10 protein-coding genes and 1 pseudogene are annotated in these 12,340 nt (G+C 63.1%); all 11 read left to right on the forward strand.

Annotated elements, in window-relative coordinates:
* The first annotated feature begins 86 nt into the window (after positions 1-86).
* The 11 genes and pseudogenes from HB777_07690 (at position 87) to otsB (ending at position 11,943) form a co-directional block, all read left to right on the forward strand.
* Complete coding sequence (locus HB777_07690; GenBank protein ID QND63794.1) at positions 87-1,436, forward strand: NAD(P)-dependent oxidoreductase; 1,350 nt, start codon at positions 87-89, stop codon at positions 1,434-1,436.
* A 153-nt stretch (positions 1,437-1,589) separates the two neighbouring features.
* Positions 1,590-1,784 (forward strand): hypothetical protein, encoded by a 195-nt coding sequence (locus HB777_07695; GenBank protein ID QND63795.1) that lies wholly within the window; start codon positions 1,590-1,592, stop codon positions 1,782-1,784.
* 28 nt (positions 1,785-1,812) lie between these two features.
* On the forward strand, positions 1,813-2,655 hold the full coding sequence (locus HB777_07700) for a methyltransferase domain-containing protein (GenBank protein ID QND63796.1): 843 nt from the start codon (positions 1,813-1,815) through the stop codon (positions 2,653-2,655).
* Positions 2,656-2,667: 12 nt separating this feature from the next.
* A complete protein-coding gene (preA, locus tag HB777_07705) occupies positions 2,668-3,981 on the forward strand; it encodes an NAD-dependent dihydropyrimidine dehydrogenase subunit PreA (protein ID QND63797.1) in 1,314 nt (437 codons plus the stop codon).
* A gap of 433 nt (positions 3,982-4,414) precedes the next feature.
* The gene (locus HB777_07710; protein ID QND63798.1) at positions 4,415-4,918 is read left to right on the forward strand and encodes an Rrf2 family transcriptional regulator; all 504 of its coding nucleotides are present in this window, start codon (positions 4,415-4,417) and stop codon (positions 4,916-4,918) included.
* A 43-nt stretch (positions 4,919-4,961) separates the two neighbouring features.
* A complete protein-coding gene (locus HB777_07715) occupies positions 4,962-5,420 on the forward strand; it encodes a carboxymuconolactone decarboxylase family protein (GenBank protein ID QND63799.1) in 459 nt (152 codons plus the stop codon).
* Between the two features lie 67 nt (positions 5,421-5,487).
* Positions 5,488-5,865, forward strand: a complete 378-nt coding sequence (locus tag HB777_07720; protein ID QND63800.1) for a DoxX family protein — start codon at positions 5,488-5,490, stop codon at positions 5,863-5,865.
* 114 nt (positions 5,866-5,979) lie between these two features.
* Complete coding sequence (locus tag HB777_07725) at positions 5,980-7,041, forward strand: glycosyltransferase family 4 protein (protein QND63801.1); 1,062 nt, start codon at positions 5,980-5,982, stop codon at positions 7,039-7,041.
* Positions 7,042-7,091: 50 nt separating this feature from the next.
* Positions 7,092-9,254, forward strand: a complete 2,163-nt coding sequence (locus HB777_07730) for an amylo-alpha-1,6-glucosidase (protein ID QND63802.1) — start codon at positions 7,092-7,094, stop codon at positions 9,252-9,254.
* A gap of 132 nt (positions 9,255-9,386) precedes the next feature.
* Positions 9,387-11,164 (forward strand): annotated as a pseudogene (locus HB777_07735) (trehalose-6-phosphate synthase).
* Between the two features lie 53 nt (positions 11,165-11,217).
* Positions 11,218-11,943, forward strand: a complete 726-nt coding sequence (otsB, locus tag HB777_07740) for a trehalose-phosphatase (protein ID QND68705.1) — start codon at positions 11,218-11,220, stop codon at positions 11,941-11,943.
* The last annotated feature ends 397 nt before the right edge of the window (positions 11,944-12,340 follow it).

The raw sequence follows: 12,340 nt of genomic DNA on the forward strand, positions 1-12,340 counted from the left end.
TTCAGGGGCTTGTGCCGAAAATTGACCAATTGATAAAAAAATAAAACGTGCTAGCCTTCCCCAAAACAAAACATGGGGAACTGACGATGCCAGAAGGCCAATTCAGGGAAGGCATTGCAGGCGGCAGGCTCTCGGCCGACCAGTATGCGGACAATTTTTCCGACCTGCACCCGCCGCTCGATCACCACGAGGCGTTGGTCGAATCCGACCGCTGTTATTTCTGCTATGACGCGCCGTGCATGAATGCGTGCCCGACCTCGATCGACATTCCGTTGTTCATCCGCCAGATCTCGACCGGCAATCCGATCGGTTCGGCCAAGACCATCTTCGACCAGAACATACTGGGCGGCATGTGCGCCCGCGTCTGCCCGACCGAGACGCTGTGCGAGGAGGTCTGCGTGCGCGAAGTGGCGGAAGGCAAGCCGGTGCAGATCGGCCGCCTGCAGCGCTACGCCACCGATGTCGCCATGGGCGAGAACAAGCAGTTCTATCCGCGCGCCGAGCCGACCGGCAAGACGGTCGCCGTGGTTGGTGCCGGGCCGGCCGGCCTTGCCGCCGCGCATCGGCTCGCCCGCCATGGCCATGACGTGACCATCCTGGAGGCACGGCCAAAGGCCGGCGGCCTCAACGAATACGGCATTGCCGCCTACAAGAGCGTCGACAATTTCGCCCAGGCCGAAGTCGATTATGTGACCGCGATCGGCGGCATCGATATCCAGAACGGCAAGGCGCTCGGCCGCGACTATCAGCTGTCCGATCTGATCCGCAATTACGACGCGGTGTTTCTCGGCATGGGGCTTGGCGGCGTCAATGCGTTGCGCGCCGATGGCGAGGACGCCGACGGTGTCATCAATGCGGTCGAGTTCATTGCCGAACTGCGCCAGGCCAGTGACCTTTCCGGTCTGCCGGTTGGCCGGCGTGTCGTCGTCATCGGCGGCGGCATGACGGCGATCGACGCCGCCGTGCAATCGAAACTGCTCGGCGCCGAGGAGGTGACGATCTGCTACCGGCGCGGCCAGGAGCACATGAACGCCTCGGAGTTCGAACAGAATCTCGCGGCCGCCAATGGCGTCACCATCCGCCACTGGCTGCAGCCGAAGCGGGTGATCGCCGACGGCGGCAAGGTATCGGCCATCGAACTCGAATACACCGCCATGAACGGCGACAAGCTTGCCGGCACCGGCGAGCGGCTTACGCTCGTCGCCGACCAAGTGTTCAAGGCAATCGGCCAGAGCTTCGTGCCGGCCGCACTCAACGGCAGCGGCGCCTCCATCGACCTCGAAGCCGGCCGCATCAAGGTCGATGCGGAAGGGCGCACTTCGCTGGCAACAGTCTGGGCCGGTGGCGACTGCATTTTTGGTGGCGACGACCTCACCGTCTCGGCGGTGGCGCAGGGACGCGACGCGGCGGAGAGCATCAACCGGGCGCTGCAATGATAGCGCCGGTCTTTGCCGCCATCATTGGAGTTGCGGCAGTGCCGGGGGGTCAGCAGACTATTGGCTTCACACGCAATGGTGTGACGAGAAAGGTGAAGAGCGAATGTCCGTCGAAGCGTCCGGCGTCGGCTTCAATGAGCACACGATATGCCAATGGACATCAGGGCCGCCAAAAGGCGACGTGGTCGAAACCGCGGTTCAATGCGCGAGGTCTATCTCAACGGAGACGAAACCGTGCGTATGGACGAGAGAAGGGTCAAGCTGGTGGCGCGCAAGGGCAATCCGGACAGGGTCACAGTGACGGTCGAAGGGGAGCCGCCGACGGATTTTCTTCGATGCGAGGAATGATCAGGGTCCGGCAAGAGGGATAGGAACCATGACCGTGGTGGAGCCAGGCATCGCCCGTCACTACGACATATTTGGTCTGGAGGAGCGGATCATCGCCGCGCTCGCCGATACCGGCGTGGAAATTGCCCATCTGCGTGCCGGCGATCTCGAGGCGGTGGATGAGTTCCATATTGGCGGTGTGGCCGCCACCAGGGAACTCATCGATCAGATGGGGCTGAAGCCTGCAGCCAAGCTTCTCGATATCGGATCCGGCATCGGCGGTCCGGCCCGCTTTGTCGCGAACAGTGCTGGCGCTGACGTCACCGGCATCGACCTGACGCAAAGCTATGTCGATATCGCGACAAGCCTGTCGAAGCGAACCGAATTGGCCGACAAGACGCGCTTCGTGCAAGGCAGCGCGTTGGACATGCCATTCGCCGATGCCAGTTTCGATGCGGCAATCATCCTGCATGTCGGCATGAACCTTCCCGACAAGCCAAAGCTGATGAGCGAGGCTGCCCGTGTGCTCAAGCCGGGCGGTATCTTCGCTGTCTACGATGTGATGCGCCTGAAAGCCGGAGCGCTGACCTATCCGCTGCCATGGGCATCAAACGATACCATGTCGTTTGTCGCCGCGCCCGACGACTATCGCTCGGCTGCTGCTGCAGCGGGGTTCTCTGTAATCGCTGAGCGGCCACGCGGCGCCTTTGCCATCGAATTCTTCGCCACTGTGCGTGCCCGGATGGCCGCCGCGCAAGCGGAAGGCAGGAAGCCGCCGCCCGGCGTCGGCCTCGTCATGGGCGAGGATGCCCGCACCAAGATCGCCAATCTCACTGCCGCGCTTGAAGGCGGCATTCTTGCACCCGTCGAACTGCTCCTTCGTCTCGGCTGAAAGGGACCTGTCATGGCTGACATCCGCAACAATTTCGTCGGCATCAAATCGCCCAATCCGTTCTGGCTGGCCTCGGCGCCGCCGACCGACAAGGCCTACAACGTCATCCGCGCCTTCAAGGCCGGCTGGGGCGGCGTGGTGTGGAAGACGCTGGGCGAGGAAGGCCCGCCGGTGGTCAACGTCAACGGTCCGCGCTACGGCGCAATCTGGGGCGCCGACCGCCGACTGCTCGGCCTCAACAACATCGAGCTGATCACCGACCGCGACCTGCAGGTCAACCTGCGCGAGATCAAGCAGGTCAAGAAGGACTGGCCCGACCGCGCCATCGTCGTCTCGCTGATGGTGCCCTGCGTCGAGGAAGCCTGGAAGGCGATCCTGCCGGTGGTCGAGGAGACGGAAGCCGACGGCATCGAGCTCAATTTCGGCTGCCCGCACGGCATGTCGGAGCGCGGCATGGGTGCCGCCGTAGGTCAGGTGCCGGAATACATCGAAATGGTGGTGCGCTGGTGCAAGCAGAACACCCGCATGCCGGTCATCACCAAGCTGACGCCCAACATCACCGATGTGCGCAAGCCCGCGCGCGCGGCACATGCCGGCGGCACCGATGCCGTGTCGCTGATCAACACCATCAACTCGATCACCGGCGTCGATCTCGACAGTTTCGCGCCGCAGCCGACCATTGACGGCAAGGGCTCGCATGGTGGCTATTGCGGCCCGGCGGTGAAGCCGATCGCCATGAACATGGTGGCAGAGATCGCGCGCGATCCGGAAACGCAGGGCCTGCCGATCTCCGGCATTGGCGGCATCACCACCTGGCGTGACGCTGCCGAATTCATGGCGCTCGGCGCCGGCAATGTGCAGGTCTGCACGGCGGCGATGACATACGGCTTCAAGATCGTGCAGGAGATGATCGCCGGCCTCGAAAACTGGATGGACGAGAAGGGTCATGCCTCGCTCGACGACATCGTCGGCCGCGCCACGCCCAACGTCACCGACTGGCAGTATCTCAACCTCAACTACATCGCCAAGGCGCGCATCGACCAGGACGCCTGCATCAAATGCGGCCGCTGCCACATCGCCTGCGAGGACACCTCGCACCAGGCAATCACCAGCATGGTCGACGGCGTCAGGCACTTCGAGGTCATCGAGGCAGAATGCGTCGGCTGCAATCTGTGCGTCAATGTCTGCCCGGTCGAGAACTGCATCACCATGGAGCCGCTGGCCGTCGGCGAGATGGACCAGCGCACCGGCAAGCCGGTGTCGCCGATCTATGCCAACTGGACGACGCACCCGAACAACCCGATGGCCAAGGTGGCGGCGGAGTAGGGCGCCTCTCTCATGCGAGGGAGTTTGAGTTCGGTCGCTCCAAATCGTCGCACGGGTACGTTCCGTACCGTGCTGTAATCCAACTGCTGAGGCCAGCGCCGCCCCTCATCCGCCTGCCGGCACCTTCTCCCCGTATAGTGACGGGGAGAAGGGAAGCTGCGGTGCCCTCGGCACTCGTCTTGCTACGTTGACGATTGGCGAAAACCGTCAATGACGGCGTCTTTCTCCCCGTCACTATACGGGGAGAAATGCCCGGCAGGGCAATGAGGGGCAGCGCTACCCTTTGAGATCGCGCACCGGAAGTTCCCCGGCTTCTGCAGCATTATAAATCTCACGCATATTACCATTTCGAAAATGGAGTCGTCGTCCATTTCCCTATTGCAGATAAAAATTATCCACGATAAAAGATATCCATGAATTGGAGATCAACACAATGAAGCTGGGCGAGGGCGTCGAAGCAGCCATCCATTGCGCTGCCATGCTGGCTGGCGTCGAGGGCAACAGCACCATGCCTGCCTCCGCCATGGCGGAGTCCTTCGGACTGTCGCCGAGCTATCTGCTCAAGCATCTCAACATGCTGAGCGCCGAGCGCATCCTGGAATCGGTTCCAGGGCCGGCAGGTGGCTATCGGTTGGCGCGGCCGGCCGAGCGCATCACGCTGCTCGACATCGTGCTGGCCGTCGAGGGCCGCGAGCCGGCCTTCCGCTGCGGCGAGATCCGCCAGCGCGGTCCCGTGAGACTCGATGCGTCGGCCTATGTGAAGCCCTGCGGCATCAACGCCGCGATGCTGAAGGCCGAGCGCGCCTATCGGGCCGCGCTCGCCGAGACCAAGCTGTCCGATATCGTGGCCACTTATGCGGCAGAAGGCGATCCGAGGTCGCTTGCCGCGAGCTGCGCCTTCGTCGAGCGCCACCAGCGGTCGCAGAAATCCAGTTAACCCGCAGACCCAAAACCCAAAGCAGACGTGAAAGGACATCAAGATGAAACAGAGGCTGCAATTTTTCGCCAAGGCGCCGGAAATCATGAAGGCGGTGTCGGCGCTCAACAAGGCGGTCGACGAATGCGGGCTCGAGGTTGGCCTGCTGCACCTGATCAAGCTCAGGGCCTCGCAGATCAATGGCTGCTCGTTCTGCGTCGAGATGCATAGCCGCGAGGCGAGGCGCGACGGCGAGACCGAACAACGGCTCTATCTGGTTTCGGCGTGGAAGGAATCGCCGCTGTTTTCCGAGCGCGAACGCGCCGCCTTGGCGTGGACCGAGGCCGTCACCCTGATCGCCAACAATGGCGTGCCGGACGAACTCTATGCGCGCACGCTCGAGCATTTCTCGGAGGAGGAACTGGTCAAGCTGTCCGTTGCGCTCGGCATGATCAACACCTGGAACCGGCTGTGCATCCCCTTCCAGGCCATTCATCCGATGCCGGCGGCCAAGGCCGCCTGATCGATCGGTTTTGTTGGGAGCGCCGTCGACAGGCGGCGCTCCCACTGTTTTTCAAAGGGAGCGTTTGATGCCTGCCGATTTGCCTTCGACCTTGTTGTTTCTCGGCCGCCTTTTGCTCGGCGGCGCCTTTGTCTTCGCCGGCCTGCGCAACATCCAGAACGAGGCCTTCCTGACCCAGCTGATGGCCGCGCGCGGCGCGCCGCAGGCACGGTTGGCGCTGTGGCTCGGCATCGTGCTTCAGGTCGCCGCCGGTGTGCTGGTCACCGCCGGATTGTGGACGGCATTCGCGGCCGCGGTGCTGCTGGTGTTCCTGATCGTCGCCACGCCGATGTTCCACAATTTCTGGGACCATCAGGGTCCCGACCGCGGCTCGCGCATCAACGGCTTCGTCGGCAATGTCGCCCTGAGCGGTGGCTTTCTGACGCTGATCGCGCAGTCTGCTTGATGCGGTTCCATGCCGACTTCGGCAGTGCGGCGCCGACGGCATCGATCATTAAATCGGAACCAATCGAGCCGTTGACGCATTTCGCACCTGTATGCCCAGCATCCAGGATGAAATATGAAAATCGCCCATGTCGCGCCGCTTTATGAATCGGTGCCGCCCAGACTCTATGGCGGCACGGAACGCATCGTCTCGTACCTGACCGAAGCGCTGGTCGATCTGGGCCATGAGGTGACGCTGTTTGCCAGCGGCGACAGCCAGACCTCGGCAAAGCTGGTGGCTGGCCGGGAATGCGCTCTGCGCCTCGATCCGCGCCCGCTGAAATCCGAGATCGCGGCGCATCTTTCGATGCTTGCGCAGGTGAGGGAACGGGCGTCGGAGTTTGACGTCATCCACTTCCACCTCAGCCACTTCCTGCATTTTTCCTTCTTCGAGGACATTGCGGAGCGGACGGTGACAACGCCGCATGGCAGGCTGGATTATGTCGACCTCGCACCCGCCTATGAGCGTTTCCCGCGCTTTCCCCTGATTTCCATTTCGCACAGCCAGAAGGCAGGCCTTGCCAAGGCTAACTGGTTGGCGGCGATCCACCACGGACTGCCGACCGGTATCTACGAGCCGACTTTCGAGACGAAGGCAGAGGAGCCCTACCTTGCCTTCCTCGGCCGGTTCTCACGCGACAAGCGCCCGGATCGCGCCATCGAGATCGCCCTGCGCTCGGGGCTCAAGCTGAAGCTTGCGGCCAAGATCGGCGACGACGATCGCGCCTATTTCCATGAGGTGGTCGAGCCGATGATCGACGGCGATCGCATCGTCTATGTCGGCGAGATCGAGGAAGACCAGAAGGCGGAATTTCTCGGCAAGGCGGCCGGCCTGCTGTTTCCGATCGACTGGCCGGAGCCGTTCGGCCTTGTCGCCATCGAGGCAATGGCCTGCGGCACGCCGGTGATCGCGTGGAATTGCGGTGCGCTGCCCGAGATCATCGATCATGGCGTCACCGGTTTCATCGCGGAGTCCGTGGATGGCGCCGTCGCCACGGTGCCTGATTTGCTGCAGCTCGACAGGCGAAAGGTGAGGGCCGTTTTCGAAAAGCGGTTTTCCGCCAGAAGAATGGCCGGCGACTATCTGGCCGCCTATGCGCGCCTGATCGGCGTCCCGAGCGAGGCGAAGGCGTCGTGAGCAGCGACGTGCCCCAGCGACAGGACCGCAACAACAGGGATCTGTGACGAATGGCCCAACTCGATGAGCGCCAGCTCGATCCCGCCGTAGCCCTTGCATCGCTCGACGCAACCGCGCCTCGCGAGCCGCACCGGCTGTTTGCGCTCAAGCAGGGCGACTGTTTTGTCGTTGCCGATGCCTATGGCGACATACGCGGCGCCGGCGACGGTTTCTTCCGCGACGACACTCGCGTGCTCTCCGAATTCCGGCTGACCGTCGGCGGGCGGCAGACATCGTTGCTTGGCGCCTCGCTCAGTCAGGACAATGTGCTGTTCACCACCAATTTGACCAATCTGCCGATGCAAAGTGCCGCCGGTCGCGACATTCCGCAGGGCGCGATCCATGTCGAACGCGTCAGGCTGCTCTGGCAGGACAGGCTGTTCGAACGCATCACACTTTCCAACTACAGCCGGGAAACCTCGACGATCGGCGTTTCCCTGCACTTTGCCGCCGATTTCCGCGACATGTTCGAAGTGCGCGGCTCGACACGGCTGCGCCGTGGGATGGCCCATCTGGCCGAGATGGACGCGACGTCCGTGCTGCTACGCTATGATGGGTTGGACGGGCTGGCGCGCGCATCGGCGATATCGTTCTCGCAAGCACCCGACCATCTGACAGCCGACCGCGCCGATTTCCTGATCGCCGTCACCAAGCGCAGCAGCACCATTCTCTATGTCGAGGTCGGTCCCGAGTTGTCGGATGCGCCCGATCGCGACCGTTTCCGCGCCGCTGCCGCCCGGGCGCGCTTTGGTATGCGGGCCAAGCGCCGCCATGGCGCGACAGTGCACAGTTCGGGCCGCGTCTTCAACGACTGGGTCGAGCGCGCCCGCGCCGACGTCGCGCTGCTGACCACCGAGCTTGCGACCGGACCCTATCCCTATGCAGGCATCCCCTGGTTCTCGACGGCGTTCGGCCGTGACGGCGTCATCTCGGCGCTGCAGATGCTGTGGCTCAATCCGGGCCTGGCGCGAGGCGTGCTGGCCTTCCTGGCCCAGCATCAGGCGACGGAGACGTCGCCGTTCAGCGATTCGCAGCCGGGCAAGATCATGCACGAGACGCGCAAGGGCGAGATGGCGGCGCTGCGCGAGCTTCCTTTCGGCCGCTACTATGGCGGCGTCGATACGACGCCGCTCTATATCCATCTCGCCTGCGCCTATGCCGATCGGACCGGCGACATGGCGTTCATCGACAGCCTGTGGCCGTCGCTGTGCGCCGCGGCCGAATGGACGGAGGAGGCGGGCCGCGAGACCGGCTTCGTGACCTACCAGCGAGCCGCCGAGTCCGGACTCGCCAACCAGGGATGGAAGGACAGTTTCGATTCCGTCTTTCACGCCGACGGCCGCATTCCCAAGGGTCCGATCGCGCTGGTCGAAGTGCAAGGCTATGTCTTTGCCGCCTTTCGGGGGCTGGCCAAGCTTGCCCGCCGCCGTGGCGAAGACGAGAAAGCCGATCACTGGGAGGACCGCGCGGAGGCCATGCGGGTGGCTGTGGAACGCGACTTCTGGCTCGACGACCTCGGCTTCTATGCCCTGGCGATCGACGGTGAAGGCGAGCCCTGCAAGGTTCGGACCTCGAATGCGGGCCATCTGCTCCTTGTCGGATTGCCCGAGCCGGCACGCGCGCAGATGGTCGCCGACCAGCTGCTTTCCGCCTCCTTCCATTCCGGCTGGGGGCTGAGGACGCTTGCCGATGATGCCGTGTTCTTCAACCCGATGTCGTACCACAATGGCTCGATCTGGCCGCATGACACCGCCCTATGCGGTGCCGGCCTGGCGCGTTATGGCGAGCGTGAAAGCGTGGTCCGTCTGATGAGCGGCACGTTCGAATCCGCCGTCCATTTCAACATGCGGTTGCCCGAACTGTTCTGTGGTTTTACCCGCGCGCCGGGCGAAGCACCGATCGCCTATCCGGTCGCCTGCCTGCCGCAAGCGTGGTCGGCGGGCTCCGCCTTCATGCTGATGCAGGCCTGCCTTGGCCTTGAAATAGACGGCTGGGATGGGGAAATCCGCGTCACCCGTCCCAGGCTGCCGATCGGCATCGACACACTCACGCTTCGCCATTTAGGCGTCGGCGATAGAGTGGTCGATCTCACCTTCCAGCGCGTCGGCGACCGGGTCGTCGCTTTCCTCGCCGATCGCCATGAAGGGCTGGTGCCGCTCATCGTCAGAACATGATCCGGAACCGATCCGGGCTTTGTGCGTTGCAAAAATACAGGTCCGGACGTCGACCCTGTCGCCGCGGACAGTTTCAAATCGGAAACACGAACAAAACGGCCGCCGAACGGCCGGAGGTGAGTTGGCATTCCCATGACAAATTACGGTGCGGACCTGCTCTGGGTTCTGATCCTCGCGAGCCTCGGTTTTTCCGCTTTTGCCGTTTTCTTCTCCCTATCGCGGCAGCGCCGCAGTCACCCTCCGGCGGTCGCGCATACAGCGGGCGAAGACGTGGCCGCGGAAGCGGCGCGCAAGGTGATCCGGGAGTTCGAAAAAATGGTCAATCGGCCGATGCGGCGCTGGTGACGTGGTCGCCCGAGACGTTGCGCAAGATATTGGCCGACGACCTGCCCGACGCGCAGGTCATCGTGGTGTCCAACCGCGAACCCTATATCCACAACATCAAAGGTGATGGCGTCGAATTGCTGGTGCCGGCCAGCGGACTGGTGTCGGCGCTCGAGCCGATCACCCGCGCCTGCGGCGGCACCTGGATCGCCTATGGCGGCGGAACCGCGGACCGCCTGACGGTCGACCAGGACGACCGGGTACAGGTTCCGCCCGGCCATCCGTCCTACACGCTGCGCCGGGTCTGGCTGACGGAGGAAGAACATCAGGGCTACTATCTCGGCTTCGCCAATGAGGGCCTGTGGCCGCTTTGCCATATCGCCTTCACCCGGCCGATCTTTCGCGCCTCGGATTGGGAAGCCTATGAGGCCGTCAACCGGAAATTCGCCGACACGGTGGTGGCCGAGGCGCGCAACGAGCGGCCGATCGTGCTGGTCCAGGACTACCACTTCGCGCTGCTGCCGCGCATGATCCGCGAGCGCCTGCCGGAGGCGATCATCATCACCTTCTGGCACATCCCATGGCCGAACTCGGAAGTGTACAGCATCTGTCCGTGGCGTGAGCGCATCCTTGAGGGGCTGCTCGGCAGCTCGATCATCGGTTTCCACACCCAGTTCCACGCCAACAATTTCACCGAAAGCGTCGATCGTTTCCTGGAGAGCCGCATCGAGCGAGCGGATGCGGCGATCTCTTATGGCGGGCAGACGACGCTGGTGCACGCCTATCCCATCTCGATAGAATGGCCGGCGGACCTGTTGGCAAAATTGCCTGATGTCGACGACTGCCGGACCCGCTTGCGCGACCGATTCGGACTGAAAGCGGATGTGAAGCTGGCCGTAGGCGTCGAGCGTCTCGACTACACCAAGGGCATTCTGGATCGGTTTCAGGCACTGGACGAATTGTTCAAGCACAACCCCGAATGGATCGGAAAACTGTCTTTCCTGCAGATCGCAGCCCCCAGCCGCGGCACGCTCCCGGCCTACAAGCTGCTCCACGACGAATGCCAGCGCTATGCCGAGGAGCTCAACCAGCGTTACGGCAGCGAGGGCTACAGACCGGTGATCATGGTGGCCGAACATCACTCGCAGGAACAGGTCTATGAGATCTATCGTGCGGCCGACATATGCATGGTCACCAGCCTGCATGACGGCATGAACCTGGTCGCAAAGGAATTCGTCGCCGCGCGCGACGACGAGCAGGGCGTCCTGATGCTCAGCACCTTCGCCGGTGCCTCGCGCGAATTGCTGGAGGCGCTGATCGTCAACCCCTACGACGCCGCCATGATGAGCGAAGCGCTGCTGCAGGCGCTGACCATGACGCCCGACGAACAGCGCGAGCGTATGCGGCCAATGCGGCAGATGGTCCGCGACAACAATGTCTATCGTTGGGCCGGCAGCATGCTTCTGGACGCGGCGCGCCTGCGCAAGCGCGGTGACCTCGATCGGGTAACCGGTGCTGGCGACCGGCCGGGAGGCATCGACAATGTCGTGTCCATGTTCGAACGCAAACGGATGGCAATGTTATGAGCGAGACCCTGCACAAGTTTACCAGCGAGACCCTGCAAAAGCCGCCGGCCGTCATGCGGAAACCGCAGACTGTGCTGACCGGCGAATGGGCGTTGTTCCTCGACATCGACGGCACCCTGCTGGAACATGCCGAACACCCGGACGCCGTCTTGGTCAGCGACGAGCTTCGCGACTTGCTGCAAGGCCTGGATCACAAGCTGAACGGGGCATTGGCCTTCATCACGGGTCGCTCCGTTGCGGCGGTGGACCAGCTGTTTCAGCCTTTGAAGCTGCGCGCGGCCGGGCTTTATGGCCTGGAACACAGGCTCCAGCCGGACGACGATGTCGAAGTCGCGGGAGAGCCGGCGGATATCGCAGCGCTTGCCGACGAGATCGAGGCAGAGCTTGGTCGTGAGGCCTTTATCGAGCGCAAGGGACGAGTGCTGGCCATTCACACGCGCGCTGCCCCGCATCTGCTTGCGCGCGCAACGCAGCTCGTCGAGCAGGCGCTGGCCAGTCTGCCCAAGGGCTACCGGGTGGTTGCGGGCAATGCCGGTGTGGAGCTGCTGCCGCTCGAGGCCGCCAAGGGCGCCGCGATCCGGCGTTTCATGGACATCGCGCCATTCGTAGGTCGCCGCCCGGTCTTCCTCGGCGACGACACGCCTGACGAAAACGGCTTCGAAGCCATCAATGATGCCGGCGGCCTATCGATCCGGATCAAACCGGCAGCGCATACTGCCGCGCGGTACGGGCTTGCCGGCGTTGCCGAGACGCTCGCCTGGCTGAGAGGTCAACTCTAGCCCCAGCCGAGCACGCCAAGGCGATCGCGTATCTTGGAGAGGGGTTTCGGCAAAGGAAAGGAACGTTCGATGGGACGCTTTGCACAATTGGTTCGAGAGATCACGCCGAGTTGGCTTCACTCTCGCTTCTCCCGCCATGGGACCACCGACACATCGCCATCCGACGCTGATTCCAGCTGGCAAGAAACCATTGATAACAAAATGTATGGGGCCGATACGCCTGATTATTCCTATGTTCCGGAAAAGCCTGCTTCAGATACGGCAAGACCGGTTGGCGACAGACCTACAAACGTGAGGGACAGCCGTGCGTTCCAAAGAGGCCAGATAAGTACCAAGTCCTGACGGCGCCCGATCACGATCCTTGGCTATGCGCCTGCTGCTTGCCGCTTCGACAGGT

Source organism: Mesorhizobium loti (genome assembly GCA_014189435.1).
Taxonomy (GTDB): Bacteria; Pseudomonadota; Alphaproteobacteria; order Rhizobiales; family Rhizobiaceae; genus Mesorhizobium; species Mesorhizobium loti_G.

Coding starts and splice junctions, on each gene's coding strand:
- HB777_07690 (QND63794.1), top strand. CDS start 87: ATGCCAGAAGGCCAATTCAGGGAAGGCATTGCAGGCGGCAGGCTCTCG.
- HB777_07695 (QND63795.1), top strand. CDS start 1,590: ATGGACATCAGGGCCGCCAAAAGGCGACGTGGTCGAAACCGCGGTTCA.
- HB777_07700 (QND63796.1), top strand. CDS start 1,813: ATGACCGTGGTGGAGCCAGGCATCGCCCGTCACTACGACATATTTGGT.
- preA (QND63797.1), top strand. CDS start 2,668: ATGGCTGACATCCGCAACAATTTCGTCGGCATCAAATCGCCCAATCCG.
- HB777_07710 (QND63798.1), top strand. CDS start 4,415: ATGAAGCTGGGCGAGGGCGTCGAAGCAGCCATCCATTGCGCTGCCATG.
- HB777_07715 (QND63799.1), top strand. CDS start 4,962: ATGAAACAGAGGCTGCAATTTTTCGCCAAGGCGCCGGAAATCATGAAG.
- HB777_07720 (QND63800.1), top strand. CDS start 5,488: ATGCCTGCCGATTTGCCTTCGACCTTGTTGTTTCTCGGCCGCCTTTTG.
- HB777_07725 (QND63801.1), top strand. CDS start 5,980: ATGAAAATCGCCCATGTCGCGCCGCTTTATGAATCGGTGCCGCCCAGA.
- HB777_07730 (QND63802.1), top strand. CDS start 7,092: ATGGCCCAACTCGATGAGCGCCAGCTCGATCCCGCCGTAGCCCTTGCA.
- otsB (QND68705.1), top strand. CDS start 11,218: ATGCGGAAACCGCAGACTGTGCTGACCGGCGAATGGGCGTTGTTCCTC.